We start from the raw sequence: 22,644 nt of genomic DNA, 5'->3' as shown, positions 1-22,644 counted from the left end.
TTCGATCTGCTTCAGGCCTCGGCGTGGGCCAGCATGAAGGCCTGCTCCGAGAGGCTCCGCACCCGACTCGCGGAAAACACCAGCGAAAACACAGAGCCTTTGCCGGGCGTGCTTTCCACGCGCAGCTCGGCACCGTGGCGCTGGGCCACATGCTTGACGATGGCCAGCCCCAAACCCGTACCGCCTGTATCGCGTGAACGGCTGCGGTCCACACGGTAGAAGCGCTCGGTCAGGCGTGGCAGATGCTCTGGCGCAATGCCTGGGCCGGTATCTTCCACCGAGAGAACGGCACCGCCATGGGGCTGACTCTGCCAGCGCACCCGTATGCTTTTGTCCGCCGGGGTGTAGCGCACCGCATTGCCAACGAGATTGAAGATGGCACTGTGCAGCTCTGCCTGAGAGCCGGCCAACTCGGCCGGCGTGTCCATTTCAAATTCAATGTCCTGCCCGCGCCCCCAAAGCAAGCGGGAAAGCTCACGCGCTTCCGACTCGCAAGCCTGCAGAATGCCGCACAGCGACACCCAGTCGTGTGCCGACGGCAAGGGACTACCTTCCAGGCGAGAAAGCGTCAGCAGGTCGTTGACCAGACTCTGCATGCGCTGAGCCTGTTGGGCCATCAAACCCAGGTAACGCTGGCGCTCCTCCTCATTGAGGGGAAGCGCCTGCAGGGTTTCCACAAAGCCAGCCAGCACCGTCAAGGGGGTACGGATTTCATGCGAGACATTGGCGACAAAATCGCGCCGCATGGCCTCGGCCTGTTCAACGGCCGTAATGTCACGCGAAAGGAGCAGGCTGCGCCCTTCGCCATAAGGATGCAGGTGCACCGAAAGGCGCACCGGCTTGGCGCTGGTACTGTCCCGCCCGGGCATCACCACATCATGGCTGAAATTGCGTTCGGCAAAGTAGGCGGCGAACTCGGGGTCACGCACCAAGTTCCCAAAGTGTTGCAGCAGATCGCGCCGGGCATCAAAGCCGAAATGCACCCCCGCCATCTGGTTAAACCACTCGATACGCCCCTGAACATCAAGCAGCACCACCCCATTGGGCGAGGCCTGCAACGCGGCCAGAAAGTCCTGCAGTTTGCCTTCGCCATCAACCACCTGGCGTTCACGGGTGCGCAGCAAGCGCCGCATGCGATCTGCCGCCTCGCCCCACAGACCTTGGCCCAAGGCAATTTCGGTCGGTTCGCCACGGCGCAGCCAGTTCAGCAGGCGTATGCCGCGCACGGCATCCATCAGCAACCAGAGATAACCCGCAACAATCGCAGCAATCAAGGCGCCCGGCAGGCGGTGCGCTGGCTCCAGCAGAAACCAGCCCAATGCAGCACCAATGCCCTGCAAGGCCACAAAAGAGAGCAGGCGCCAGACCATGCCCGATCCGCCCTGGTTCACGCGCTGGCTTTGTCGGTGGTCAAGGCCACGGCGGGCTTGGCCGTCAGGCGGTAGCCAGCGCCACGCACGGTTTCCACCATGGGACCGGCCAGGGTCAACGCCTCACGCAGGCGTTTCACATGCACATCGACTGTGCGCTCTTCAATGTAGACATGGTCGCCCCAAACCTTGTCGAGCAGCTGCGCACGGCTGTGCACGCGCTCGGCATGGCCCATGAGGTAATGCAGGAGCTTGAACTCCGTGGGGCCCAGCTTCAGGGCCGCACCCTCAAAGCTCACCCGATGGGTCGAAGGATCCAGGCTCAAACCCGCAATCGTGATCACCTCGCCCACTTCTTCGGGCGCGCGGCGGCGCAGCACGGCGCGCACGCGCGCGAGCAGCTCCTTGGTCGAGAAGGGCTTGGCGATGTAGTCGTCCGCACCCGCATCCAGACCGGCCACACGATCCGCCTCATCACCGCGCGCAGTGAGCATGATGATGGGCGTGTCTTTGGTACGGGCATCCGCGCGCCAGCGCTTGGCCAGCGTGAGACCGCTCTCGCCAGGCAGCATCCAGTCCAGCAGGATGAGGTCGGGCACGGCCGCGTCGATCTCTCGCTGGGCGGATTCGCTGTCCATGGCCCAGCGCGGGCGAAAACCGTTGTGCCGCAGGTTGACGGCGATCAGCTCAGCGATGGCCGACTCATCCTCCACCACCAGCACGGCAGGCATGTTTCTCATTTGACGAGGGACTCAATTTTTTCCATGGTGGAGTGGCGGATATCTTCGCCCTTGACCACGTAGATGATGAACTCGGCGATGTTCTTGGCATGGTCGCCAATGCGCTCGATGGCCTTGGCCAGGAACAGCAGGTCCAGGCTGGGGGAAATCATGCGCGGGTCTTCCATCATGTAGGTCACCAGCTTGCGCACGAAACCGTCGAATTCGGCGTCGATCAGGTCATCCTCTTTCAGGATGGCCACGGCCGCATTCACATCCAGGCGGGCAAATGCATCCAGCGCCTTGTTCAGCAGGCCGGACGCCAGATCAGCCGCAACGCGCAGCTCCAGGGAAGGCAAGGCGCGCGGCGCCCCACTTTCGATGATGGAGCGCACCATGCGAGCGATCTTTTCGGCTTCATCACCCACACGTTCCAGGTTGGCAGTGGTCTTGGAGATGGCGATCAGCAGGCGCAGATCGCGTGCAGTGGGCTGGCGGCGCGCGATGATGGAAGACAGATCACGGTCGATCTCGATTTCCATGGCATTGACGCGGGCCTCGCGGGTCGTCACTTCGTTGGCGACCTCAACGCTGAACTGCGACAGCGCGTAAATGGCCTGGCGGATCTGGGATTCAACCAGCCCGCCCAACTCCATGACTTGGGTGGACACGGAGGTCAGTTCGCTATCGAACTGGGTGGATAGATGCTTATCGGACATGTTTTCCTCTCTGGCTTTTAGCCAAAACGGCCGGTAATGTAGTCTTCTGTTTCTTTGCGTGTGGGCTTGAAGAACATTTGCTCTGTCGGGCCAAACTCCACCAAGTCACCCAGGTACATGTAGGCCGTGTAGTCGCTGCAGCGGGCAGCCTGCTGCATGTTGTGGGTCACGATGACCACGGTGTAGTCGTTCTTCAGTTCCACGATCAGCTCTTCCACCTTGGCTGTGGAAATGGGGTCCAGCGCGGAGCAGGGCTCGTCGAGCAGCAGCACTTCGGGCTTGATGGCAATGCCGCGTGCAATGCACAGGCGTTGTTGCTGACCACCGGAGAGGCTGGAGCCGCTCTGGTGCAACTTGTCCTTCACTTCGGACCACAGGGCCGATTTGCGCAGCGCCCACTCCACACGCTCTTCCATGTCGGTGGCGTTGAGGTTCTCGAACAACTTCACGCCAAAGGCGATGTTGTCGTAGATGGACATGGGAAACGGCGTGGGCTTCTGGAACACCATGCCCACCTTGGCGCGCAGCAGGGCCACATCTTCCTTGCTGGTCAGCAGGTTCTCGCCGTCCAGCAGAATCTGGCCTTCAGCGCGCTGCTCGGGATAAAGCTCGAACATGCGGTTGAAGATGCGCAGCAAAGTGGACTTGCCGCAGCCGGAGGGGCCGATGAAGGCAGTCACGCGCTTCTCGGGGATCTCCAGGTTAATGCCCTTGAGGGCGTGGAATTTACCGTAGTAGAAGTTCAGGTCCTTGACCGAGATCTTGGACTTGGTCGGTGCAGCAGGCGTATTCAACATGGCTTGGTTTCCGTTCTATGCGGGCCTCAGCGGCCTCAGGATTTGTTGCGGGTCAGCACCCGGGCAAGAATGTTCAGGCCCAGCACGGCGATGGTGATCAGGAAGACACCGGCCCATGCCAGCTGCTGCCAGTTTTCGTAGGGACTCATGGCGAACTTGAAGATCGTGACCGGCAAGCTGGCCATGGGCTCGCTCAAGCTAGATGTCCAGAACTGGTTGCTCAGTGCCGTGAACAGCAGGGGGGCGGTTTCACCGGCAATGCGGGCCACTGCCAGCAACACACCCGTGATGACGCCGGCACGGGCAGCCTTCAGGGTGATGCTCAGGATCACTTTCCACTTGGGAGCACCCAGGGCATAGGCCGCTTCACGCAGGCCGGCAGGCACCAGCTGCAGCATGTTTTCCGTGGTGCGGATCACCACCGGAATCACGATCAGCGACAAGGCCATGATGCCGGCGTAGCCCGAGAAGGACTTGAAGCGCGATACCACCACGGCGTAGACAAACAGGCCAATCACGATGGACGGGGCCGACAGCAGGATGTCGTTGACGAAGCGGGTCACCGCAGCCAGCCAACCCCGGGGGTTGTACTCGGCCAGGTAGATGCCGGCCATCACACCGATGGGGGTACCCACGCAGGTGGCCAGCAACACCATGAGGAAGGAGCCGTAGATGGCGTTGGCCAGACCACCCTCTTCATTGGGGGGCGGCGTCATCTGGGTCAGGGTGGCCAGATTCAGGCCACCGATGCCCAGGCGGAAGGTCTCCACCAGAATCCAGAACAGCCAGAACAGGCCGAAGGCCATGGCGCCCAGGGCAAGGCCCGTGGCGATGTAGTTGACGCGCTTGCGCTGGGCGAAGCGTGCCGCGCGGACTTGTGCGAGGGTGGCGCTCATGTTTTGGTTCCTTCAGCTTTGCGCAGACGCGACAGCAAGAGTTTGGAGAGCGACAGGATCACGAAGGTAATGAAGAACAGCACCAGCCCCAGGTACATCAACGCAGCTTGGTGCAGGCCTTCGCCGGCTTCGGCGAATTCGTTGGCCAAGGCGGAGGTGATGCTGTTGGCGGCCTGAAACAGACTCAGCGAATCGAGCTGGTTGAAGTTGCCGATGACGAAAGTCACGGCCATGGTCTCGCCGATGGCACGACCCAGACCGAGCATGATGCCGCCGATCACACCGGTCTTGGTGTATGGCAGTACCACCTTGGACACCACTTCCCAGGTGGTTGCCCCCAAGCCATAGGCCGATTCCTTGAGCATGGGGGGCGTGACTTCAAACACGTCCCGCATCACCGAAGCGATGAAGGGAATGATCATGATGGCCAGGATGATGCCGGCCGACAGGATGCCGATACCGACCGGAGGGCCGGAGAAGAAGGCACCGAGGTAGGGAATGCCGTTGGTCAGGCTTTGAAGTGGCTGCTGCACATAGGTGGCCAGCACCGGGCCGAACACCAGCAAACCCCACATGCCGTAGACGATGGAGGGCACCGCAGCCAGCAGTTCGATGGCGGTGCCCAGCGGGCGCTTGAGCCAGGCGGGCGACAGTTCGGTCAGGAACAGGGCGATGCCGAAGCTCACCGGCACTGCAATCAACAAGGCAATCAGGGAGGTGGCCAAGGTGCCGTAGATCATGACCAGGCCGCCGTACTCGTCCTGGACCGGGTCCCAGGAGGTGCTGAGCAGGAAGGACAACCCATACTTATGGATGGCCGGCCAGGCACTGATGGTGAGCGATGCCAGGATGGCCAGCAACAGCCCCAGCGTCAACAGGGCAGAGCCCTTGGCGAGCCAGCCAAAAACACGGTCGGCCAAGGGGCCGGAGCGGGCACGTTTCACGGGAGGCGGTTGGGTCATGGCACGGGCAGGCGTAGTGGCAGACAAGCTGGACGGGGAATCCCCATGCACGAGTGTAGAGGACATGGGGGTGTTCTCCGTCAGTTCAGTAGCGGTGACCGATTACTTGAAAGCGATGGGCTTGCCAGCGCCGTCCTTGATCTCGCCCCAGGACTTCTGGATGGCGGCGACCACAGCAGCGGGCATAGGCACGTAGTCCAGATCTTCCGCAGACTTGCCACCGTTGGCGTAAGCCCAGGAGAAGAACTTGAGCGACTCAGAACCATTGGCGGGCTTGTCCTGCAACTTGTGCATCAGGATGTAGGTGGCGTTGGTGATGGGCCAGGAATCCTTGCCAGGCTGGTTGGTCAGGATTTGGTAGAAGGTCTTGTTCCAGTCAGCACCGGCTGCGGCTGCCTTGAAGGTGTCGTCCTCGGGGCGCACGAAGGCACCGGAGGCGTTTTGCATCAGGGTATAGCTCAGCTTGTTTTGCTTGGCGTAGGAATACTCCACGTAACCGATGGAGTTGGGCAGGCGGCTTACGAAAGCAGCCACGCCTTCGTTGCCCTTGCCACCAGCACCCACGGTCCAGTTCACGGCTGTACCTTCGCCGATCTTGGCCTTCCACTCGGCGTTCACCTTGCTCAGGTAGTTCGTGAAGATGAAGGTGGTGCCGGAGCCGTCAGCGCGGCGCACTTGGGCGATGGCAGCGTCAGGCAGGTTCAGGCTGGGGTTCAGGGCCTTCAGGGCGGGGTCATTCCACTTGGAGATCTTGCCCAGGTAGATGTCGCCCAGAACTTGGCCATTCAGCTTCAGTTGGCCGGGTTCGATGCCCTTGACGTTGATCACCGGCACCACGCCGCCGATCACGGTGGGGAACTGCACTTGGCCCTTCTTGGCCAGTTCGTCGTCCTTCAGGGGCATGTCGGAAGCGCCGAAGTCCACAGTCTTGGAATCGATCTGCTTGATGCCGCCGCCGGAGCCGATGGACTGGTAGTTCACCTTGACGCCAGTGGCTTTGTTGTAGTCAGAGGCCCACTTGGAGTAGACGGGTGCGGGGAAGGAAGCGCCTGCACCGGTAATTTCTTGGGCACCAGCGGCGCCGGCAAAGCCCACAGCAGCGGTCATTGCGGAGACCAGCAGTGCGCGTTGGAAGGAAATAGTCATGGAGAAAGCCTCAGTCGGTTGGTTGAGAAAACTGCGAACGGTGTGAATTTAAGAACCTTTTGTGACAACGATGTGACATAAACCGCTTTTCCGCCAGAGCATCCATGGCGAGGTCAGGGTCATCCCGTTTTCAACTATTTGTCACACCACTGTCACGAAAAATTCCTACGCTTCGCGCTTTCAAACCGGAGCCCCCATGACATTCAACACCTTCCCTGCCCGCCGCACTCTGTTGGTCGTCGCCCTGCTCACCAGCATGGTGGGCTGCGCCACCCGCCCGGCCCCTACCGACGTGGCCCAGACGCTGGCCAAGACCCCTGAACTGAGCACCCTGTCCTCTCTGGTCGCCAAAGCCGGCCTGAGCGACACCCTCAAGACCGGTGGCCCCTACACTGTATTTGCACCCAGCAATGCCGCTTTCAAGGCCGTACCAGCCAAGGCCCTGGACGAGCTGACCCAGAACCCCGAGAAGCTCAAGGCCCTGCTGGCTTACCACGTGGTTCCCGCCAAGCTGATGGCCGCCGACGTAAAGAACAGCAACGTGAAATCCCTGCAGGGCACGCCCCTGGCCGTGTCCAAGGCCGGCGACTTCGTGACGGTGGAAACCGCCGCCGTTACCCAGGCCGACATCGTCGCCACCAACGGCGTGGTGCACGTGGTGGACACCGTGCTGCCCGCACCCGCAGGCAAATAAACCAGCCTCTTGGCAGCAATGGCCCGGCGACGGGCCATTTTTTATTGAAATTGGCCTGTAGCCCCATGGAATATGCGCGAGCAGCTCCTGAATCCATAGCAAACCTCACCACAGACCACGCCATGCACCTCGCCCCCACCCACTCCCTGCGCCGCCGAACCCTGCTGGGTGCCCTGGCAGGCAGCGCCCTGTGTGCCCCCGCTTGGGCCCAGGCCCCCCGTGCCACCGCCACCGGCCCCTCCGTGCTGCAGGTGGTGGACATGTCGGCCAGCCAGATCGATGTGTCCCGGGATTTCCTGATCGGGGCCCGCGCGGCCTGGCAGGACCTCAATACCCGGGGCGGCCTGCGCGGCAAGCCGGTCAAGCACATCGTGGTGGAAGTGGACGGCAGCCCGCAATCGCTGCGCGCCGCCGTCGACACGCTCAAGGCACAGCCCGAGTGCGTGGCGGTGGTCGGCAGCACGGGCCACCGGGCCGCCAGCCAGCTGGCGTCGCTGCTGCAACGCGAGGTGGCAGACGTTCCCCATGTGGCCCCCTGGCTGCACAGCGTGGCCGCCGAGGGGCAGGACACCACCATTGGCATCTTCGCCACCCGGCAGGAGCAAATCGCACACGCGGTGAAATCGCTGTCCATCATGGGCGTGACCGAAGTGGGTGCCGTATTTGCCAGCGCCGCCGAGCGCAGCAGCTACCAGCAGGACTTGGAGCTGGCGGCCGCCAGCCTGAAGCTCAAGCTTCGCAGCTATGTGCCTAGCAGCACACTGCAGGCCCTGGCTACCGAGCTGCGGGCGGACAGCCCGCGCATCCTGATTTTCCTGGGCGGCACGCCCGAGCTGGCGCAGTTTTCCCAAGGCATCGAAAAGCAGGCAGCCCAGCGCTACATCGTGGCCATGTCCGACGTCAACCTGCAGGCCCTGCAACAGCTGGGTGTGTCGCGTTTCACACCGGTCATCGCCACCCAGGCTGTACCTCTGGTCAATGGCAACCAGCCCATCGTGCGCAGCTACCGCGAAACGCTGAACCGCCTCTACGACGAACCCCCTACCCCGCAAAGCCTGGCCGGCTACCTCTCTGCGCGTTATGCCCAGGAGGTGATGGCGGGTGTGGAAGGCAGCCTGCGCCGTGCCAACGTGATGCAGGCCTTTGCCCGCCGCACCCCCATGGACCTGGGCGGCTTCCGCATCGACCCGGACAAGCAGCGCAAGAGCCCTGCCTTCGTAACCCAAAGCATGATCTCCGCCGAAGGCCGCCTGATCGGCTGAGGCCGGCGCCTTGGCTGCGGGCCGGTGCTATGCTCCCGCAGCCACTTAACCACTTACTGACAGAACGTCGATGCAAAACGGAAATCGCCTGGCCGCCGTGGACCTGGGCTCCAACAGCTTCCGCCTGGAAATCGGGCGTGTAGACCACGGTGAATTTCGACGGACCGAATACCTGAAAGAGACCGTGCGCCAGGGCGGCGGTCTGGATGAAGACCGCAACCTCACCCCCGCCGCCATGCAGGCCGGCTGGGAATGTCTGGCCCGTTTTGGCGAGCGCTTGGCTGGCTTCAAGCCCGGTGAAGTCAAGGCTGTAGCGACCCAGACCTTGCGCGAAGCGCGCAACCGCGATGCCTTCCTGGAACGCGCCAACGCCGTGCTGGGCTTTCCCATCGACGTCATCTCCGGCCGCGAAGAGGCCCGCCTGATCTACCAAGGCGTGGCCCACATGCTGCCCGAGACCGACGAGCGCCGCCTGGTCGTGGACATCGGCGGCCGCTCCACCGAACTCATCCTGGGCACCGGCCTCACCCCCACGGTCATGGAGTCCTACCGCGTGGGCAGTATTGCCTGGTCCAAACGCTACTTTGGCGATGGCCAGTTCAGCAGAAAGTCGTTCGAGATGGCTGAGATTGCCGCCAAGGCCGTGCTGGATGAGGCGCTGGACGCCTACCCACCCGACCGCTGGGATACCGCCTACGGCTCCGCCGGTACCGTGGGCGCCATTGGCGATGTGCTCGTGGCCGCAGGCTGGCCCGCCGGCATCGTCTCGCAGGATGGACTGGACTGGTTGCTGGACCGCCTGATCGCCGCGCAAAGCGCCGAACGCCTGCGCATCGCGGGCATGCGCGAAGACCGCAAAGCCATCATTGGCGGTGGCGTCAGCGTCATGCGCGCCGTTTTCAGCCTGCTGGGTATCACCGAAATGCAGCATGCCGCGGGCGGCCTGCGCCACGGCCTGATCTGCGACCTGCTGGGCACGACCAATACCTATGGCGACCTGCGCGCCAAAAGCGTGCAGCGCTTGGCCAGCAAATTCAATGTGGATACCGCCCACGGCGAGCGCGTGGGCAGCGTGGCCACCCACCTGCTGCAGCAGGTGCTGGGCGGCCCGCTGGACGAACAGCACCCCGAACACGGCCGCACCTACCGCAAACTCAACTGGGCCGCCCGCCTGCACGAGATCGGCAGCCACATCTCGCACAGTGACTACCACAAGCACGGCGCCTACATCCTGGACAATGCCGATGCGGCCGGCTTCTCACTGTCGGAAATGCACCGCCTGAGCCTGCTGGTGCTGGGCCACCGCGGCAAACTGCGCAAGCTGGAAGCGTCCCTGCAGCAGGACGACTTGGTGCTGCAACTGATGTGCCTGCGCCTGGCCGTGATCCTGTGCCATGCACGGCGTGCCCCGGATCTGCAGGGCATGGTGCTGGCGCGCGGGGAAGACCATAGCTTCCGCTTGCGGTGTCGGAATGGCTGGGCAGCGGCTTTCCCGCAGAGCGCACATTTGCTGCAGGAGGAAGTGCAGCTTTGGCTGAAGACGCCTTGGAGTCTGGAGTTGGTGGGGGTTTAAGTTTTTTGGGGTCTTCGTTTTTTAAACACACCGAAGACTTAAACCACAGCATCCCGCTCAAACAGCCCCACCCCCGCCTGCTTGGCCGCATGCTTGGCCATGGCCGCCAGATTGGCCACATCCTCCACCCGTGTGAACTGCGCACCATCAATCACCACTGCCCCTACCGACAGCGTGGTGCAGGGAAAGAAGCGCATCACGCCGTGGCGGTCTTCGGCCTCGATGCCACCCCGCTCCCGCGCCTCGTCATCAAACATGGCCAGCGCACGCTCTGCAAACTCCTCCACCAGACGCTCGCAACGCACTTTCCAGTCGGGACTCTGGAAGAGCAGGATGAAATCGTCACCCCCCACATGGCCCAGGAAGTCACGCTGCGAATCGCACTGCTCCATGGCCACGCGTGCCAGCAAGCGGATCATCTCGTCGCCGCGCCAGTAGCCGTAGTAGTCGTTGAATGGCTTGAAGTTGTTGAGATCGGCATAGCAAGCCACGAAGCGCACCTGCTTTTTGAGCAGGCGTTCCATGTGCTGGCTGATGGGAATGTTGCCGGGCAAAAAGGTCAGCGGATTGGCGTGGCGTGCCGCTTCGATGCGCGTCTCCGTCACGGAGCGCACCAGCTGGTCGCCGGTGCCCAGGCCCATGTAGTGGCCATTCTCGGTGGCGATGAAGCCATCGTTCAGGTAGCGCTGGTCCTGCGAGGTCAGGATACCGACCAGCTCGTCCACGCTGTGCTCGCGTTCGATCAGGCGTGGCTCCCGGTTGGCATGCACCGCGCAGGGCTTGCGGCCCCACACTTCGCGGTAGTAGAGCTTGCTGTACTCATTCATGAACAGGGCGCGGTTGATGATGCCCACCGGCCGCTCGCCCTCCAGCATGGCCACGGCATGCAACGTGGGGTGCTCCAGGAAAATCTCGGCCAGGGCATCGTTGTGCGTCTCCGGCGTCACTGTGGGCGCGCGCAACAGAGACAGGCTGCGCAGGTGCCCCCCCTGGGACATGCGGCCCAGTTCGGGAAACACCGCCACCTGCCGTTCGCTGAGCACGCGCTGGGGCTCAGCCCCCAGGTACTTCATCGGCTTGCGGTCCGGGTGACCCAGAAAATAGCCCTGCCCGTACTCGATACCCAAGTCGCGCAGCACGCGCAGGTCTTCCGCGGTCTCTATCCCCTCGGCCACCAGCGAACTGCCAAACACGGTGGCAATCTGCTGCAGGGCCTGGATGGTGCGCAGCTTGTCCCCATGGGCGCTGATGTTGCGCGTGAAGTACTTGTCGATCTTCACCACCTCGGGCTTGAGCTGGGACCACAGGCGCAGGCTGGAATGGCCATCGCCAAAGTCATCCAGCGCCAGTGACACGCCGGCCGAGCGGATCTCCTGCACCACCTCGGCCAGACGGTCCATGCTGTCCACCCGCTCGTGCTCCGTGATCTCCAGGACCAGGGTACGCGGCATCACGCGCAGATCGAGAATCCAGCGCAGCAAGCCCTCACGCCCGCGCAGGTTGAAGATGCGGGTCAGCGCGTTGGCGCTGATATTCACAAACAGCCGGCCTCCACCGCGCAACTGCCCCCAGGTCGGCAGGGTGGCCACCACGCAGGCGTTCTCGAACTCGTAGCGCAGGTCCTCCTCTGCTGCTGCACGCAGCAGTGCGTCTGGCGTGTGGAGTGGGGTGCCGGCAGGGCCACGGATCAAGGCCTCGTGGGCATGGATCGAGGCATCGGCGAGATTCACGATGGGTTGGAACACCGGGTACAGGCTACCGGCCTGCAACACCGATTGCAAAGGCCCGGGCACGGCGTTCGCCGGTGCATTGCTGGACACCAAACGCAGAGGCTGTGAGTGCATGGCGCAATCTCCAGAACACATAGGGCCGCCCATCGTATGAAGCCCCGATGACAGTGGTGTGACACTGCATTTTTGAGAATTTTATAAACGGTATAAACTGTATATACCGTTTTACTTTTCAAAGGATTTTTCACGTGACTTCGACCGACAAGCCCGCTGCCCCCACCACCGCAACACCCGCGCCCGTCAAGGCCGCTGCCAGCAAAAAGACTGCCCCCGCGGCAGCACCCAAAGCTGCGGCCAAGCCTGTTGCCCGCCCTGCTGCCAAAGCCAAACCCAAGGCTGCCGTGAAGGCCAAGACACCTGCCGCCAAGAAGGCTGCGGCCAGCGTCACCAAGAAAGCCGTTGCCAAGCCCGCAGCCGCCAAACCGGTTGCAGCACCCAAGGTTGCCAAGGTCAAGAAGCCCAAGATGGTGCGCGACAGCTTCACCATTCCCAAGCCCGAATACGACGTGCTGGACGTGCTCAAGCTGCGCGCCGCCAAACTGGGCAACCCGGTCAAGAAGACCGAACTGATCCGCGCCGGCGTCAAGGCCATCGCCGCCCTGTCGGATGCCGCCTTCAAGCAGGCCCTGCTGGCAGTGCCCAGCCTGAAGACCGGCCGCCCGGCCAAGACCAAGAAGGCCTGAGGCCTTTAGAGCAGCTCGGGGGACTGCACGGTCACGACCACGGTTTGGCCGCTGCCCTCGCGCTCCCGGTGGCGCAACCACCAGACCGCGCCTTTCTTGATCGCACATTCCGCCTCGTTGAGACCCAGAAGGCGGGAGATCGTCTGGCCCAGCGTAGGCTGGTGGCCGACCACCACCACGCAGCCCTTGGCATGGGGCCACTGCACCAAGTCCAGCAGGCCATCCACATTGCCCAAGGGGGCCAGCGCTGCATGGGTCTTGAACTTGCGGCCCAGGGCCTGTGCGGTCTGCTCGGTACGCGCCGCCGGGCTGGCCCAGATCTTGGCGCCATCCGGTAATTGCCTATCCAACCAGGCCGCCATGCGGGCTGCCTGCTTGTCACCCTTGCTGCTCAGGGTACGCAGCATGTCGTCGCCTACCAGATCCAGGTCTATGGCTTCCGCGTGGCGCCAGAGAATCAAATCCATCGCTCCCTCTCCCTTGTTGTTCAGGCCTTGTCGTTGCGTCCGTAGCGGGCCATGAGTGCGGCCTGGGCACCATGGGCGTGCGCCCCCGCCTGCACCCGCTGGTACCGGCCATCGCCCCCCAGCTCCCAGGCGTCCACGCCGTCATGCAAATAGGCCACCAGGCACTCGTCCACAATGCGCTGGCGCAAAGCAGCATCCGTCACCGGCCAGGCCAGCTCCACACGCCGCACCATGTTGCGGTTCATCCAGTCGGCGCTGGACAGGTAGAGCTCTTCCCCCTCGCCCTGGCGGAAGTAAAACACCCGCGAGTGCTCCAGAAAGCGGCCGATCACCGAGCGCACCCGGATGTTCTCGGTACGCCCCGGCACCTGGGCGGGCAGCATGCAGGCGCCACGCACGACGAGGTCGATCTTCACGCCGGCCTCGCCCGCACGCATCAGGCTGCGGATCAGGTCTTCGTCGGTCAGCGAATTCATCTTGGCCACGATGCGGGTGGACTCGCCCTTGCGCGCAGCCTCCCCCAAGGCATCAATACGCGCGATTAGCTTGCGGTGCAGATGAAACGGCGCCATCCAGAGTCGGGAGAGCGGCGGCAGCTTGCTTTGGCCAGCCAGATGCACGAACACGTGTTCCATGTCGGTTGTGATGGCGGCATCGGCCGTGAGATGGCTGATGTCGGTGTACAGGCGCGCCGTGCGCGGGTTGTAGTTGCCGGTGGAGAGATGGCCGTAGCGCTTGAGTGATTTGCCCTCGCGCCGTGTGATCAGCATCATCTTGGCGTGCGTCTTCAGGCCCACCACGCCGTACACCACCTGCGCCCCGATGGATTCCAGCATCTCGGCCCAGTTGATGTTGGCTTCTTCGTCAAACCGCGCCTTGAGCTCCACCACCACGGTCACTTCCTTGCCGCGGCGCACTGCTTCGCGCAGCAGGTCCATGAGCTCGGAGTCGGCACCCGTGCGGTAAATGGTCTGCTTGATGGCCAGTACCTGCGGGTCATTGACCGCCTCGCGCAAAAAGGCCAGCACCCCGTCGAAGCTCTCGAAGGGCTGGTGCATGAGGATGTCACCCTGGCGCAGCTGGGCAAAGATGGACTGCCCGCTCTGCAACTGGGCCGGGTAGGACGCCCGGTAGCCCGGGAAACAAAGGTCGGGCCGCTGCACCAGATCAATCAGCTGGGTGAGTCGGGCCAGATTGACCGGGCCATGCACGCGGAACAAAGCTTGGGCCGGAAGCGAAAACTGCTTGAGCAGAAAGCTCGCCAGATGCTCGGAGCACCCGGCCGAAACTTCCAGGCGCACGGCCTGGCCGTAGTGCCGGTGCACCAAGCCCTGCCGCAGTGCGGTACGCAGGTTCTGCACATCGTCCTCGTCCACCGCAAGGTCGGAATGGCGCGTCACGCGGAATTGTGAAAACTGCCCCACCACACGGCCCGGAAACAGCTCCGCCAAATGCGCGCGGATCACGCTGGACAACGAAACAAACAGCGCCTGCTTGCCGGCACCCTTGTCAGGCATGCGGATCAGGCGCGGCAGCACGCGCGGCACCTTGACGATGGCGATCTCATTCTCACGCCCGAAGGCGTCCTTGCCGCCCAGGCGCACAATGAAGTTGAGTGACTTGTTGGCTACCTGCGGAAACGGGTGCGAGGGGTCCAGCCCCACGGGAATCAGCAGCGGGCGCACTTCGCGCTCAAAATATTGCTTCACCCAGGCACGCTGCGCCGCCGTGCGCTCACCATGCGAGACGATTCGGATGCCAGCCTTAGCAAAGGCGGGCATCAGCTGCTCGTTGTAGAGCGTGTACTGGCGGGCTACCAGCGTGTGCAGCGCATCGGCCAGTCGCTCGAATGAAGCGACTGTGAACTGGCCCTTGTGGTCATTCGTCTGCTTGGCCGAAAGATGCGGCTCGGCGCGCACCTCAAAAAACTCGTCCAGGTTGCTGGAGACGATGCAGAGGTACCTCAGGCGCTCCAGCAGCGGGACATCGGAACGTATTGCCCAGTCCAGCACACGCTCATTGAACGCGAGGAGGCTGTGGTCCCTATCCAGCAGATCGGGGGCGGCGAGCGCAGGCTTGACCAGGCGCTTGCTAAGAGCGGACAACATGGAGATTCACCCATTTATGACACAACGGTGAAGAATTGTTGACGCCTAAGATGACAGTGATGTGACATCCCGCACAGCCGCCGGGGACACCGCCGTACTGGCCCGCGCCGGCACCAGATGGCCCGCAAACAGCAAGGCCGCATAGGCCCAGCCAAAGTGCAGCGCCCGGGCGCGTGCCTCATGGCGCGGCACCGAGAGCGCGCCATACCAGGCCTGGGTCAGGTCTTCCTGCAACACCCCGCCCTGTGTTGGGGAACCCACCACCTCGTTGGGCCCCTCCACCGGGTAGGCTGCCACGGGCGTGCCGCAGGCCATGGCCTCCAGCATCACCAGGCCGAAGGTCTCAGACCGGCTTGGCATGACAAACACATCGGCTGCGGCATAGACCTTGGCCAGCTCGTCACGCGGCAACACGCCCAGCCAGCGCACATGGGGGTAACGCGCCTTCAGGTCCGCTTCCAGCGGGCCCACGCCGCAGACGATCTTGGTGCCAGGCACGTCCATTTGCAGGAAGGCGTCAATATTCTTCTCGTAGGACACGCGGCCCACAAACAGCGACACCGGCCGCGCCAGCAGGCCCAGCGGCGCATACACGCGCGGCTCCTCCTGGTAGGGGAAGAGCTGCACATCCACCCCGTGCGTCCAACTGCGCAGCTTGCGAAAGCCCTGTGCATCCAGCATGCGCAGCACGCTGGGCGTGGGCACCATCACGCCCGACGAGGGCTTGTGGAAGTGGCGGAACAAGGCGTAGCCCATCCACAGCGGAATCTTGAGCGCAGCCTGCAGGATCTCGGGAAAACGCGTGTGGTAGGCCGTGGTGAAAGCCAGCTTGTGCTTTCGGCAGTAGCTGCGCGCAGCCCAACCCAGCGGGCCTTCGGTAGCGAGGTGAATGGCGTCGTGTGCGCCGGCATCCAGCATCTGCGCCAGCGCCTTGCCGGGGCGCACTGCGAGGTCAATGCCCGCGTAGCCCGGACAAGGCCGGGTCTTGAACAGGCCAGGGTGAATCACTTCCACCACATGGCCCAGGCCTTCGAGTTCGCGCACCAGTTCCACCAGGGTGGTCACCACCCCGTTGACCTGGGGCTGCCATGCGTCGGTAATCAGGGCGAGTTTCATGCGTGGGTTTCCTGCAGGGCGGGGGTGGCCACGGCGGTGGCCGGCGGGCTAGCAGTGCCGGCCCAATAAATGAGTTCGAGCTGGCCGTCCATGTGCTCCACCAGGGCGGTGCGGCTTTCCACCCAGTCGCCATCGTTGCAGTACAGCGTGCCGTCGATGGTGCGCATCTCGGCATGGTGGATGTGGCCGCAGACCACGCCATCGTGGCCGCGGCGGCGCGCCTCCTGGGCCACGGCCTTCTCGAAGTCGGTCACGTAGTTCAGGGCCTTCTTGACCTTGTGCTTGAGGTAGGCCGACAGCGACCAGTACGGCAGGCCCATGCGTGCGCGCAGGGTGTTGAGGTAGCGGTTGAGCTTGAGGGTGAACTCGTAGGCGTTGTCACCCAGGTAAGCCAGCCACTTGGCGCACTGGATCACGCCATCGAAGTAGTCGCCATGCGTGACCCACAGCGTGCGGCCATCAGCGGTGGTGTGCACCGTGTCTTCGTGTACCTCGATACCGCCAAACTGGTGGCCCACGAAGCCGCGGGCAAACTCGTCATGGTTGCCAGGGATGAAGACCACGCGGCAGCCCTTGCGTGCACGGCGCAACAGCTTTTGCACCACATCGTTGTGCGCCTGCGGCCAGAACCAGCGGCGGCGCAGCTGCCAACCGTCCACGATGTCGCCCACCAGATAGAGGTGGTCACTGGGATGGTGCTTCAGAAAGTCCAACAGCGGCTTGGCCTGGCAACCGGCGGTGCCCAGGTGGATGTCGGACACAAACACCGCGCGGTAGCGGCGGTGGCCCGCTTCGTCGTCATCGGCTTCGGCGCCTGGCGCCAAACCCTGCCAGTTGGCTCCCAGAGCGTCGAAGGCGGTGCGCATCAGGCCCCCAGGAAGTGCTTGCGGTAGCGGGAAGGCAGATCGGCGATGCGCATGAGCATCGGCAAGTCGGCCGTGTTGAAGTCCGGGTCCCAAGCCGGAGCCCCCAGCACCTTGGCACCCAAGCGCAGGTAGCCTTTGATCAGCGCGGGTGGCTCCACGTCCAGAGTGCTGTCCAACTGCTCAATGGGGAGCGGCAGGCGTGGCCGCACGTGGTATTCGATGGGGGCGAGGTGCGTGGCTTCAACCTGGCGCCAAATGCTGGCCGCCACGTCGCCGCTGACCACGCCGTTGTGCAGCATGGGGATGCTGGCGCAACCAATCATGGTGTCGAGCTGATTGCGCACCATGAATTCAGCCAACGCGCCCCACAGCGCCATGATGACGCCGCCGTGGCGGTGGTCCGGGTGCACGCAGCTGCGGCCCAGCTCCACCATGCGTTCGCGCAGGCTGCGCAGGCGGGTCAGGTCAAATTCGGTGTCGCTGTAGAAACTGCCCACGCGCTTGGCCTGGGTAGGCGTGAGCACGCGGTAGGTGCCGATGACCTGGCCGCTGGCCTGGTCGCGCACCAGCAGGTGTTCGCAGAAGTTGTCGAACAGGTCCACGTCGTGACCGGGAATGTTGGTGCTCAGGCGGGCACCCATTTCGCCAGCGAAGACATCGTGGCGCAGGCGCTGGGCGGCGCGGACTTCATCCTGGTGCTTGGCCCAGGAGACTTCGATGCCGCTGCGCGCGGAGGTGGTGGTTGCGGTCTGCACCGCGATCGGATGCAGTGTGGGCGAGGCCAGCGTAGGCACGGCTGCGGCGGATGTTGTTGGCATTCTTGTCCCCTTCCTTGAGCGTGATTGCACTGACCGGGAAGTGTGAAGAGCGCCTGTGACCCATACATGGCAGTTGCATGAAGCTTTTATGACATTGCGCAGCGATGTATTGAACGATTCAATATTTCAAGTATTATTGAAATATGAACACCACAGCCTTTGACGAACCCCAGGCCCTCAAAGCCCTGACCGCCCTGGCCCAGGCCCAGCGCCTGCGTGCCTTCAAGGCGCTGGTGGTGGCAGGCCCGGAGGGCCTGACGCCCGGCACTCTGGCCCAGCAGCTCGACAGTGCGCCCAGCGCCCTGTCCTTTCACCTCAAGGAGCTGGCCCACTCGGGGCTGGTAGACATCGAACAGCGTGGCCGCAACCTGATTTACCGCGCCAACTTTGCACATATGAACGGCCTGCTGGCCTACATGACCATGCATTGCTGCCAGGGCGAAAGCTGCGAGGTAACCGAGGGCACAGGCGCAGCAGGCTGCACCAGCTGTTAGCTCCGCCCCGCATTTACAAACCAAATAGCCCCCAGCCCTTATAGATCATGCGCAAGCAACTACTGAATTCATAGCAAACATCCCTTTTTCCCATCAAACCAGGAGCCAATATGTCCACATTGCCCCTCAACGTCCTCTTCTTGTGTACCCACAACTCTGCCCGCAGCATCCTGGCTGAGGCCACGCTCAACCACATCGGCGGCGGTCGCTTCAAGGGCTTCTCCGCTGGCAGCAGCCCGCGCGAAAATCAGCAACCCAACCCCATCGGCCTGCAAACCCTGCGCAATGCCGGCATCAGCGTGGAAGGCCTGCGCAGCAAAAGCTGGGACGAGTTCGCCCTGCCCGACGCCCCCCACATGGACCTGATCATCACCGTATGCGATAACGCCGCCGGCGAAGTCTGCCCCTTCTGGCCCGGCAAACCCGCCACCGCCCACTGGGGCTACGCAGACCCGTCTGCAGGCGACGGCAGCGACGAACAGAAGGCAGAAGCTTTCAAGCACACCTTGCACGCCATCCGCCGCCGCTTGGACCTGCTGGTCAACCTGCCGGAAGAAAAGCTCAGTGTCATGGTGCTCCAGCAAACGGCCAAGGAGCTGGCATCAAGATGAGCGAACCGACTCCACTGCCCAAGCAACTACTTGCAGAGTTCGCTGGCACCGCCGCCCTGCTCTGCGCCGTCATCGGCTCAGGCATCATGGCCCAGCGCATCAGTGGCGGCAACGACGGCGTCGCCCTGCTGGCCAACACCCTGGCCACGGTGTTTGCGCTGTACGTGCTGATTGAAAGCCTGGGCCCCGTGAGCGGCGCCCACTTCAACCCGCTGGTCACTCTCGTAATGTGGTCAAAAGGGCAACTAACGCCTGAGAATAGTGCGCGAGCAGCTACGCTTTTTATAGCAGCTCAACTCTCTGGTGCGGTGGCCGGTGCAGCCCTGGCCAACGCCATGTTCGAGCTGCCGCTGCTGCACTTCAGCCAACACCTGCGCGGCGGCTGGGACGCTGCGGGCCAGTTCACCGGCTGGGGCCAGTGGGTGGCGGAAGCGGTGGCTACCGGCGGGCTGCTGTTCACCATCCTGCGGGCACCCAAGGGCAAAGCCCCGGCGCTGGTGGCCTGCTACATCGGCGCGGCCTACTGGTTCACCGCCAGCACCTCGTTTGCCAACCCGGCGGCCGTCATGGGCCGCATGTTCAGCGACACCTTTGCCGGCATTGCACCGGCCAGCGCCATCGGCTTTGTGCTGGTGCAAGCCGTAGGCGCTGCTCTCGGCGTAGCCTTGGCCCAAGCACTTTCTCCCAAGAATACTTCTGTATGACCATCACCATTTTTCACAACCCTGCCTGCGGCACCTCGCGCAACACACTGGCCATGATCCGCAACAGTGGCGTGGAGCCCACTGTTATTGAATACCTCAAGACCCCACCCACCAAGGCCCGCCTGCAAGAGTTGCTGACTGCTATGGGCACCGGCCCACGCCCGCTGCTGCGCGAAAAAGGTACGCCCTATGCAGAGCTGGACTTGGGCAACCCCAAGTGGACCGACGACGAGTTGCTGGATTTCATGCTGGCCCACCCCATCCTCATCAACCGCCCCGTGGTGGAAACGCCCCTGAGCACCCGTCTGTGCAGACCGTCCGAGCTGGTGCTGGACATCCTGCCCAACGCACAACAAGCAGCGTTCACCAAAGAGGACGGCGAAGCAGTGGTCAATGCCAAGGGCGAACGTGTCTGAGTTGCTGAGCTCCCTACCCCAACTGGAGGCTGCGCACTTTCGCCTGCCGGATGCCACCGCGCTGCGGCCAACGCCGTCCAGCCACGCCCCGCGCATAGCGCTGCTCTACGGTTCGCTGCGACCCCGGTCCTTCAGCCGGTTGCTGACCGAAGAGGCCGCCCGCCTGCTGCAGGCCATGGGCGCCGAAACCCGCATCTTCAACCCCGGCGGCCTGCCCCTGCCCGACGACGCGCCTGACACCCACCCCAAGGTGCAAGAGCTGCGCGAGCTGACGCAGTGGTCTGAGGGTATGGTCTGGACCTCGCCCGAACGGCACGGCGCCATGACCGGCATCATGAAAGCGCAGATCGACTGGATACCGCTCAATAGCGGCGCGGTGCGTCCCACCCAGGGCAAAACGCTGGCGGTGATGCAGGTGAGCGGCGGCTCGCAAAGCTTTAACGCCGTCAACCAGATGCGCGTGCTGGGCCGCTGGATGCGCATGCTCACCATCCCCAACCAAAGCTCGGTGGCCAAGGCGTTCATGGAATTCGGCGACGACGATCGCATGAAGCCCTCTGCCTACTTTGACCGTGTGGTCGATGTGATGGAGGAGCTGATGAAGTTCACCCTGCTTACCCGCGATGCCTCACCCTACCTCGTGGACCGCTACAGCGAGCGCAAAGAAAGCGCGGAGCAACTGATGCAACGGGTCAATCAACGCAGCCTGTAGCCATTCACCATCTACCATGCACAACCCACCCACCGCCCTGGCCGATGCACTGAACCACGGCTGCCGATGCCAGACCCTGGACGCGGAGCAACTGCGCCAGGAGCTGAGCCGCGATGCGGGCCTGCGCGATGTAGCCGCCACCTTGGCCCACACCCACCCGCACCTGTTTGCCAACACGGCAGTGTTTGCCTCCCACGCCACGGTGCAGGCGGTGCAAGCGGCAGTGGCAGCGCTGGAGCGCACCTTGTCTCTGCCCGCCTGGGCGCAGCACGTGCTGCCGGGCGCCAGCGCTATCGCCCATGCAGACCACGGCCCGCTGGGCGTGTTCATGGGCTACGACTTTCACCTCACACCCCAAGGCCCCCAACTCATTGAGATCAACACCAACGCGGGCGGTGCCATGCTCAACGCGGTGTTGCTGCGCGCGCAGGCCGTCTGCTGCGGGCTGATGAACCCGGCACTCAACGCCTACCGCAACATGGCCACGCTGGAGGACGAGTTCGTGGCCATGTTCCAAGCCGAGTGGAACTTGTTCAACCACGTGCGCGGGCAGGCACCGCGCCCCTTGCGCAGCATCGCCATCGTGGACGAAGCGCCGCAGAGCCAGTACCTCGCGCCCGAGTTCGCCTTGTTTGCCGAGCTGTTCCAGCGCCACGGCATGCAGGCCGTGGTCATTGATCCTACCCGTCTGCAACTGCGCGACGGTGTGCTCTACGCCGGTGCACTGGCCTTGGACCTGGTCTACAACCGCCTGACCGACTTTGACCTGTCAGACCCCGCCCACGCCGCACTGGCCCAGGCCTACCGGGACACCGCAGTGGCGGTGACGCCCCACCCGCGTGCCCATGCCTTGCGTGCCAACAAACAGCACCTGGTCACGCTGGGCCAAGCTGCTGCGCTGCAGTCCTTGGGCGTGCCGCCTGCGGACCAGCACACCCTGCTGGCCACGGTACCTGCCTGCGAACGCGTCAGTGCCGAGAACGCGGCGGCGCTTTGGGAGCAACGCAAACACCTGTTCTTCAAACCACTGGATGGTTTTGGCGCCCGTGCGGTCTACCGCGGCGACAAGCTCATCAAAAAAGTCTGGGAGCAGATTCTGCAAGGCGACTACATTGCCCAGGCACTGGTACCGCCACCCCTGCGCGCCATGCAGGTGGGTGATACAGCCACCGAGCTGAAGTTTGACCTGCGCGCTTACACCTATGCGGGACGCGTGCAACTGCTGGCCGCCCGCACCTACAGCGGGCAGACCACCAACTTCCGCACGGCTGGCGGTGGTTTTGCTCCAGTGATGTGGGTCCCAGACTTGCAGTCATGTGAACAGGATACCGATGCCACCACGTGCGGCAGCCCGTTCAATGTGCTACGAAAAACATAGCTTCTTACGCAACATCCACGGGGGCTAGAGGCGTATTTTCTGTGTACCCGGCCCGGATACGCCGGTCAGAAGTCTTTTTTCGTAATGACCTGATCGCCTTTGCGCGGCTTGCCCGCGCGACCCGCCTTGGACCAGTCGTAGTCGTGCCCGTCAGGGGTCTTTCCGTCGACCACGGCGTCCACCCCGGGCTTGCCCACGCTCTGTGGGTTCTCGCTAGCCATGGTCACAAAGCTGAAGCCGGCGTCACGCTTCTCCTTGGTGATCTGCAGCGCCTGCGACAGGTCATCGGTCTCGCAGCCGTGGGCCTGTTGCGCGTGGTCAGTCCAGTAGATCTTGAACATGG

Annotated in this window: 24 protein-coding genes; 10 read left to right on the top strand and 14 right to left on the bottom strand. The window is 63.3% G+C overall.

Annotation, left to right across the window (positions count from 1 at the left end):
- Positions 1–11 precede the first annotated feature (11 nt).
- Genes phoR through pstS form a run of 7 tightly spaced genes read right to left on the bottom strand, consistent with a single transcriptional unit; the run spans position 12 to position 6,609 of the window.
- Positions 12–1,370 (bottom strand): phosphate regulon sensor histidine kinase PhoR, encoded by a 1,359-nt coding sequence (phoR, locus tag AC1RNN_RS03275; protein WP_493087069.1) that lies wholly within the window; start codon positions 1,368–1,370, stop codon positions 12–14.
- Between the two features lie 17 nt (positions 1,371–1,387).
- Positions 1,388–2,110, bottom strand: coding sequence for a phosphate regulon transcriptional regulator PhoB (gene phoB / locus AC1RNN_RS03270; RefSeq protein ID WP_493086014.1), 723 nt, complete (start codon positions 2,108–2,110; stop codon positions 1,388–1,390).
- Positions 2,107–2,808: a phosphate signaling complex protein PhoU gene (gene phoU, locus AC1RNN_RS03265; protein ID WP_493086016.1), complete on the bottom strand. Its 702-nt coding sequence runs from the start codon at positions 2,806–2,808 to the stop codon at positions 2,107–2,109. The genes phoB and phoU overlap by 4 nt, the downstream gene beginning before the upstream one ends.
- Positions 2,809–2,825: 17 nt before the next feature.
- The gene (gene pstB / locus AC1RNN_RS03260) at positions 2,826–3,605 is read right to left on the bottom strand and encodes a phosphate ABC transporter ATP-binding protein PstB (RefSeq protein ID WP_493086017.1); all 780 of its coding nucleotides are present in this window, start codon (positions 3,603–3,605) and stop codon (positions 2,826–2,828) included.
- A 35-nt stretch (positions 3,606–3,640) separates the two neighbouring features.
- On the bottom strand, positions 3,641–4,501 hold the full coding sequence (gene pstA / locus AC1RNN_RS03255) for a phosphate ABC transporter permease PstA (RefSeq protein WP_493086019.1): 861 nt from the start codon (positions 4,499–4,501) through the stop codon (positions 3,641–3,643).
- Positions 4,498–5,529, bottom strand: a complete 1,032-nt coding sequence (pstC, locus tag AC1RNN_RS03250) for a phosphate ABC transporter permease PstC (protein ID WP_493086020.1) — start codon at positions 5,527–5,529, stop codon at positions 4,498–4,500. Before pstC ends, pstA begins: the two co-directional genes overlap by 4 nt.
- Before the next feature lie 36 nt (positions 5,530–5,565).
- Positions 5,566–6,609 carry a phosphate ABC transporter substrate-binding protein PstS gene (gene pstS, locus AC1RNN_RS03245; RefSeq protein ID WP_493086022.1) on the bottom strand — a complete coding sequence of 348 codons (1,044 nt, stop codon included), beginning with the start codon at positions 6,607–6,609 and terminating at the stop codon, positions 5,566–5,568.
- 196 nt (positions 6,610–6,805) lie between these two features.
- Between pstS and AC1RNN_RS03240 the strand changes: the two genes are divergently transcribed.
- The 3 genes from AC1RNN_RS03240 (at position 6,806) to AC1RNN_RS03230 (ending at position 10,138) form a co-directional block, all read left to right on the top strand.
- Positions 6,806–7,303: a fasciclin domain-containing protein gene (locus AC1RNN_RS03240; RefSeq protein WP_493086024.1), complete on the top strand. Its 498-nt coding sequence runs from the start codon at positions 6,806–6,808 to the stop codon at positions 7,301–7,303.
- A gap of 122 nt (positions 7,304–7,425) precedes the next feature.
- On the top strand, positions 7,426–8,565 hold the full coding sequence (locus AC1RNN_RS03235; protein WP_493086026.1) for an ABC transporter substrate-binding protein: 1,140 nt from the start codon (positions 7,426–7,428) through the stop codon (positions 8,563–8,565).
- Positions 8,566–8,635: 70 nt separating this feature from the next.
- The gene (locus tag AC1RNN_RS03230) at positions 8,636–10,138 is read left to right on the top strand and encodes a Ppx/GppA phosphatase family protein (protein ID WP_493086028.1); all 1,503 of its coding nucleotides are present in this window, start codon (positions 8,636–8,638) and stop codon (positions 10,136–10,138) included.
- 38 nt (positions 10,139–10,176) lie between these two features.
- On the opposite strand, the gene AC1RNN_RS03225 is transcribed toward AC1RNN_RS03230, so the two are convergent.
- A complete protein-coding gene (locus tag AC1RNN_RS03225; RefSeq protein WP_493086029.1) occupies positions 10,177–11,982 on the bottom strand; it encodes an EAL domain-containing protein in 1,806 nt (601 codons plus the stop codon).
- Between the two features lie 134 nt (positions 11,983–12,116).
- Between AC1RNN_RS03225 and AC1RNN_RS03220 the strand changes: the two genes are divergently transcribed.
- Positions 12,117–12,611: a hypothetical protein gene (locus AC1RNN_RS03220; protein WP_493086031.1), complete on the top strand. Its 495-nt coding sequence runs from the start codon at positions 12,117–12,119 to the stop codon at positions 12,609–12,611.
- A gap of 5 nt (positions 12,612–12,616) precedes the next feature.
- On the opposite strand, the gene AC1RNN_RS03215 is transcribed toward AC1RNN_RS03220, so the two are convergent.
- Genes AC1RNN_RS03215 through AC1RNN_RS03195 form a run of 5 tightly spaced genes read right to left on the bottom strand, consistent with a single transcriptional unit; the run spans position 12,617 to position 17,986 of the window.
- Entirely contained in the window at positions 12,617–13,078 is a 462-nt protein-coding gene (locus AC1RNN_RS03215; protein ID WP_493086033.1) for a SixA phosphatase family protein, read from the bottom strand.
- Positions 13,079–13,098: 20 nt separating this feature from the next.
- Positions 13,099–15,186: a polyphosphate kinase 1 gene (gene ppk1, locus AC1RNN_RS03210; RefSeq protein WP_493086035.1), complete on the bottom strand. Its 2,088-nt coding sequence runs from the start codon at positions 15,184–15,186 to the stop codon at positions 13,099–13,101.
- A 45-nt stretch (positions 15,187–15,231) separates the two neighbouring features.
- The gene (locus tag AC1RNN_RS03205) at positions 15,232–16,302 is read right to left on the bottom strand and encodes a glycosyltransferase family 4 protein (protein WP_493086036.1); all 1,071 of its coding nucleotides are present in this window, start codon (positions 16,300–16,302) and stop codon (positions 15,232–15,234) included.
- The gene (locus tag AC1RNN_RS03200; protein WP_493086038.1) at positions 16,299–17,168 is read right to left on the bottom strand and encodes a UDP-2,3-diacylglucosamine diphosphatase; all 870 of its coding nucleotides are present in this window, start codon (positions 17,166–17,168) and stop codon (positions 16,299–16,301) included. Before AC1RNN_RS03200 ends, AC1RNN_RS03205 begins: the two co-directional genes overlap by 4 nt.
- On the bottom strand, positions 17,168–17,986 hold the full coding sequence (locus tag AC1RNN_RS03195) for a GNAT family N-acetyltransferase (RefSeq protein ID WP_493086040.1): 819 nt from the start codon (positions 17,984–17,986) through the stop codon (positions 17,168–17,170). The genes AC1RNN_RS03200 and AC1RNN_RS03195 overlap by 1 nt, the downstream gene beginning before the upstream one ends.
- Positions 17,987–18,129: 143 nt before the next feature.
- Between AC1RNN_RS03195 and AC1RNN_RS03190 the strand changes: the two genes are divergently transcribed.
- From AC1RNN_RS03190 to AC1RNN_RS03165, 6 genes are all read left to right on the top strand, one after another.
- Positions 18,130–18,480 carry an ArsR/SmtB family transcription factor gene (locus AC1RNN_RS03190; RefSeq protein WP_493086042.1) on the top strand — a complete coding sequence of 117 codons (351 nt, stop codon included), beginning with the start codon at positions 18,130–18,132 and terminating at the stop codon, positions 18,478–18,480.
- A gap of 110 nt (positions 18,481–18,590) precedes the next feature.
- Positions 18,591–19,091 carry an arsenate reductase ArsC gene (locus AC1RNN_RS03185; protein ID WP_493086044.1) on the top strand — a complete coding sequence of 167 codons (501 nt, stop codon included), beginning with the start codon at positions 18,591–18,593 and terminating at the stop codon, positions 19,089–19,091.
- Positions 19,088–19,795 carry an aquaporin gene (locus AC1RNN_RS03180; RefSeq protein WP_493086046.1) on the top strand — a complete coding sequence of 236 codons (708 nt, stop codon included), beginning with the start codon at positions 19,088–19,090 and terminating at the stop codon, positions 19,793–19,795. Before AC1RNN_RS03185 ends, AC1RNN_RS03180 begins: the two co-directional genes overlap by 4 nt.
- Positions 19,792–20,211, top strand: coding sequence for an arsenate reductase (glutaredoxin) (gene arsC, locus AC1RNN_RS03175; RefSeq protein ID WP_493086048.1), 420 nt, complete (start codon positions 19,792–19,794; stop codon positions 20,209–20,211). The genes AC1RNN_RS03180 and arsC overlap by 4 nt, the downstream gene beginning before the upstream one ends.
- A complete protein-coding gene (gene arsH, locus AC1RNN_RS03170; RefSeq protein ID WP_493086049.1) occupies positions 20,189–20,923 on the top strand; it encodes an arsenical resistance protein ArsH in 735 nt (244 codons plus the stop codon). Before arsC ends, arsH begins: the two co-directional genes overlap by 23 nt.
- A gap of 16 nt (positions 20,924–20,939) precedes the next feature.
- Positions 20,940–22,301, top strand: coding sequence for an ATP-grasp domain-containing protein (locus AC1RNN_RS03165; RefSeq protein ID WP_493086051.1), 1,362 nt, complete (start codon positions 20,940–20,942; stop codon positions 22,299–22,301).
- A gap of 65 nt (positions 22,302–22,366) precedes the next feature.
- Here the strand turns inward: AC1RNN_RS03165 and AC1RNN_RS03160 are convergent, their stop codons facing one another.
- Positions 22,367–22,642, bottom strand: a complete 276-nt coding sequence (locus AC1RNN_RS03160; RefSeq protein WP_493086053.1) for a hypothetical protein — start codon at positions 22,640–22,642, stop codon at positions 22,367–22,369.
- Between the last annotated feature and the right edge of the window lie 2 nt (positions 22,643–22,644).

The sequence above is a fragment of the Rhodoferax sp. GW822-FHT02D07 genome (assembly GCF_058802405.1).
Note: the sequence above shows the minus strand (reverse complement) of the source record. Positions and strands in the feature narration are given on the sequence as shown.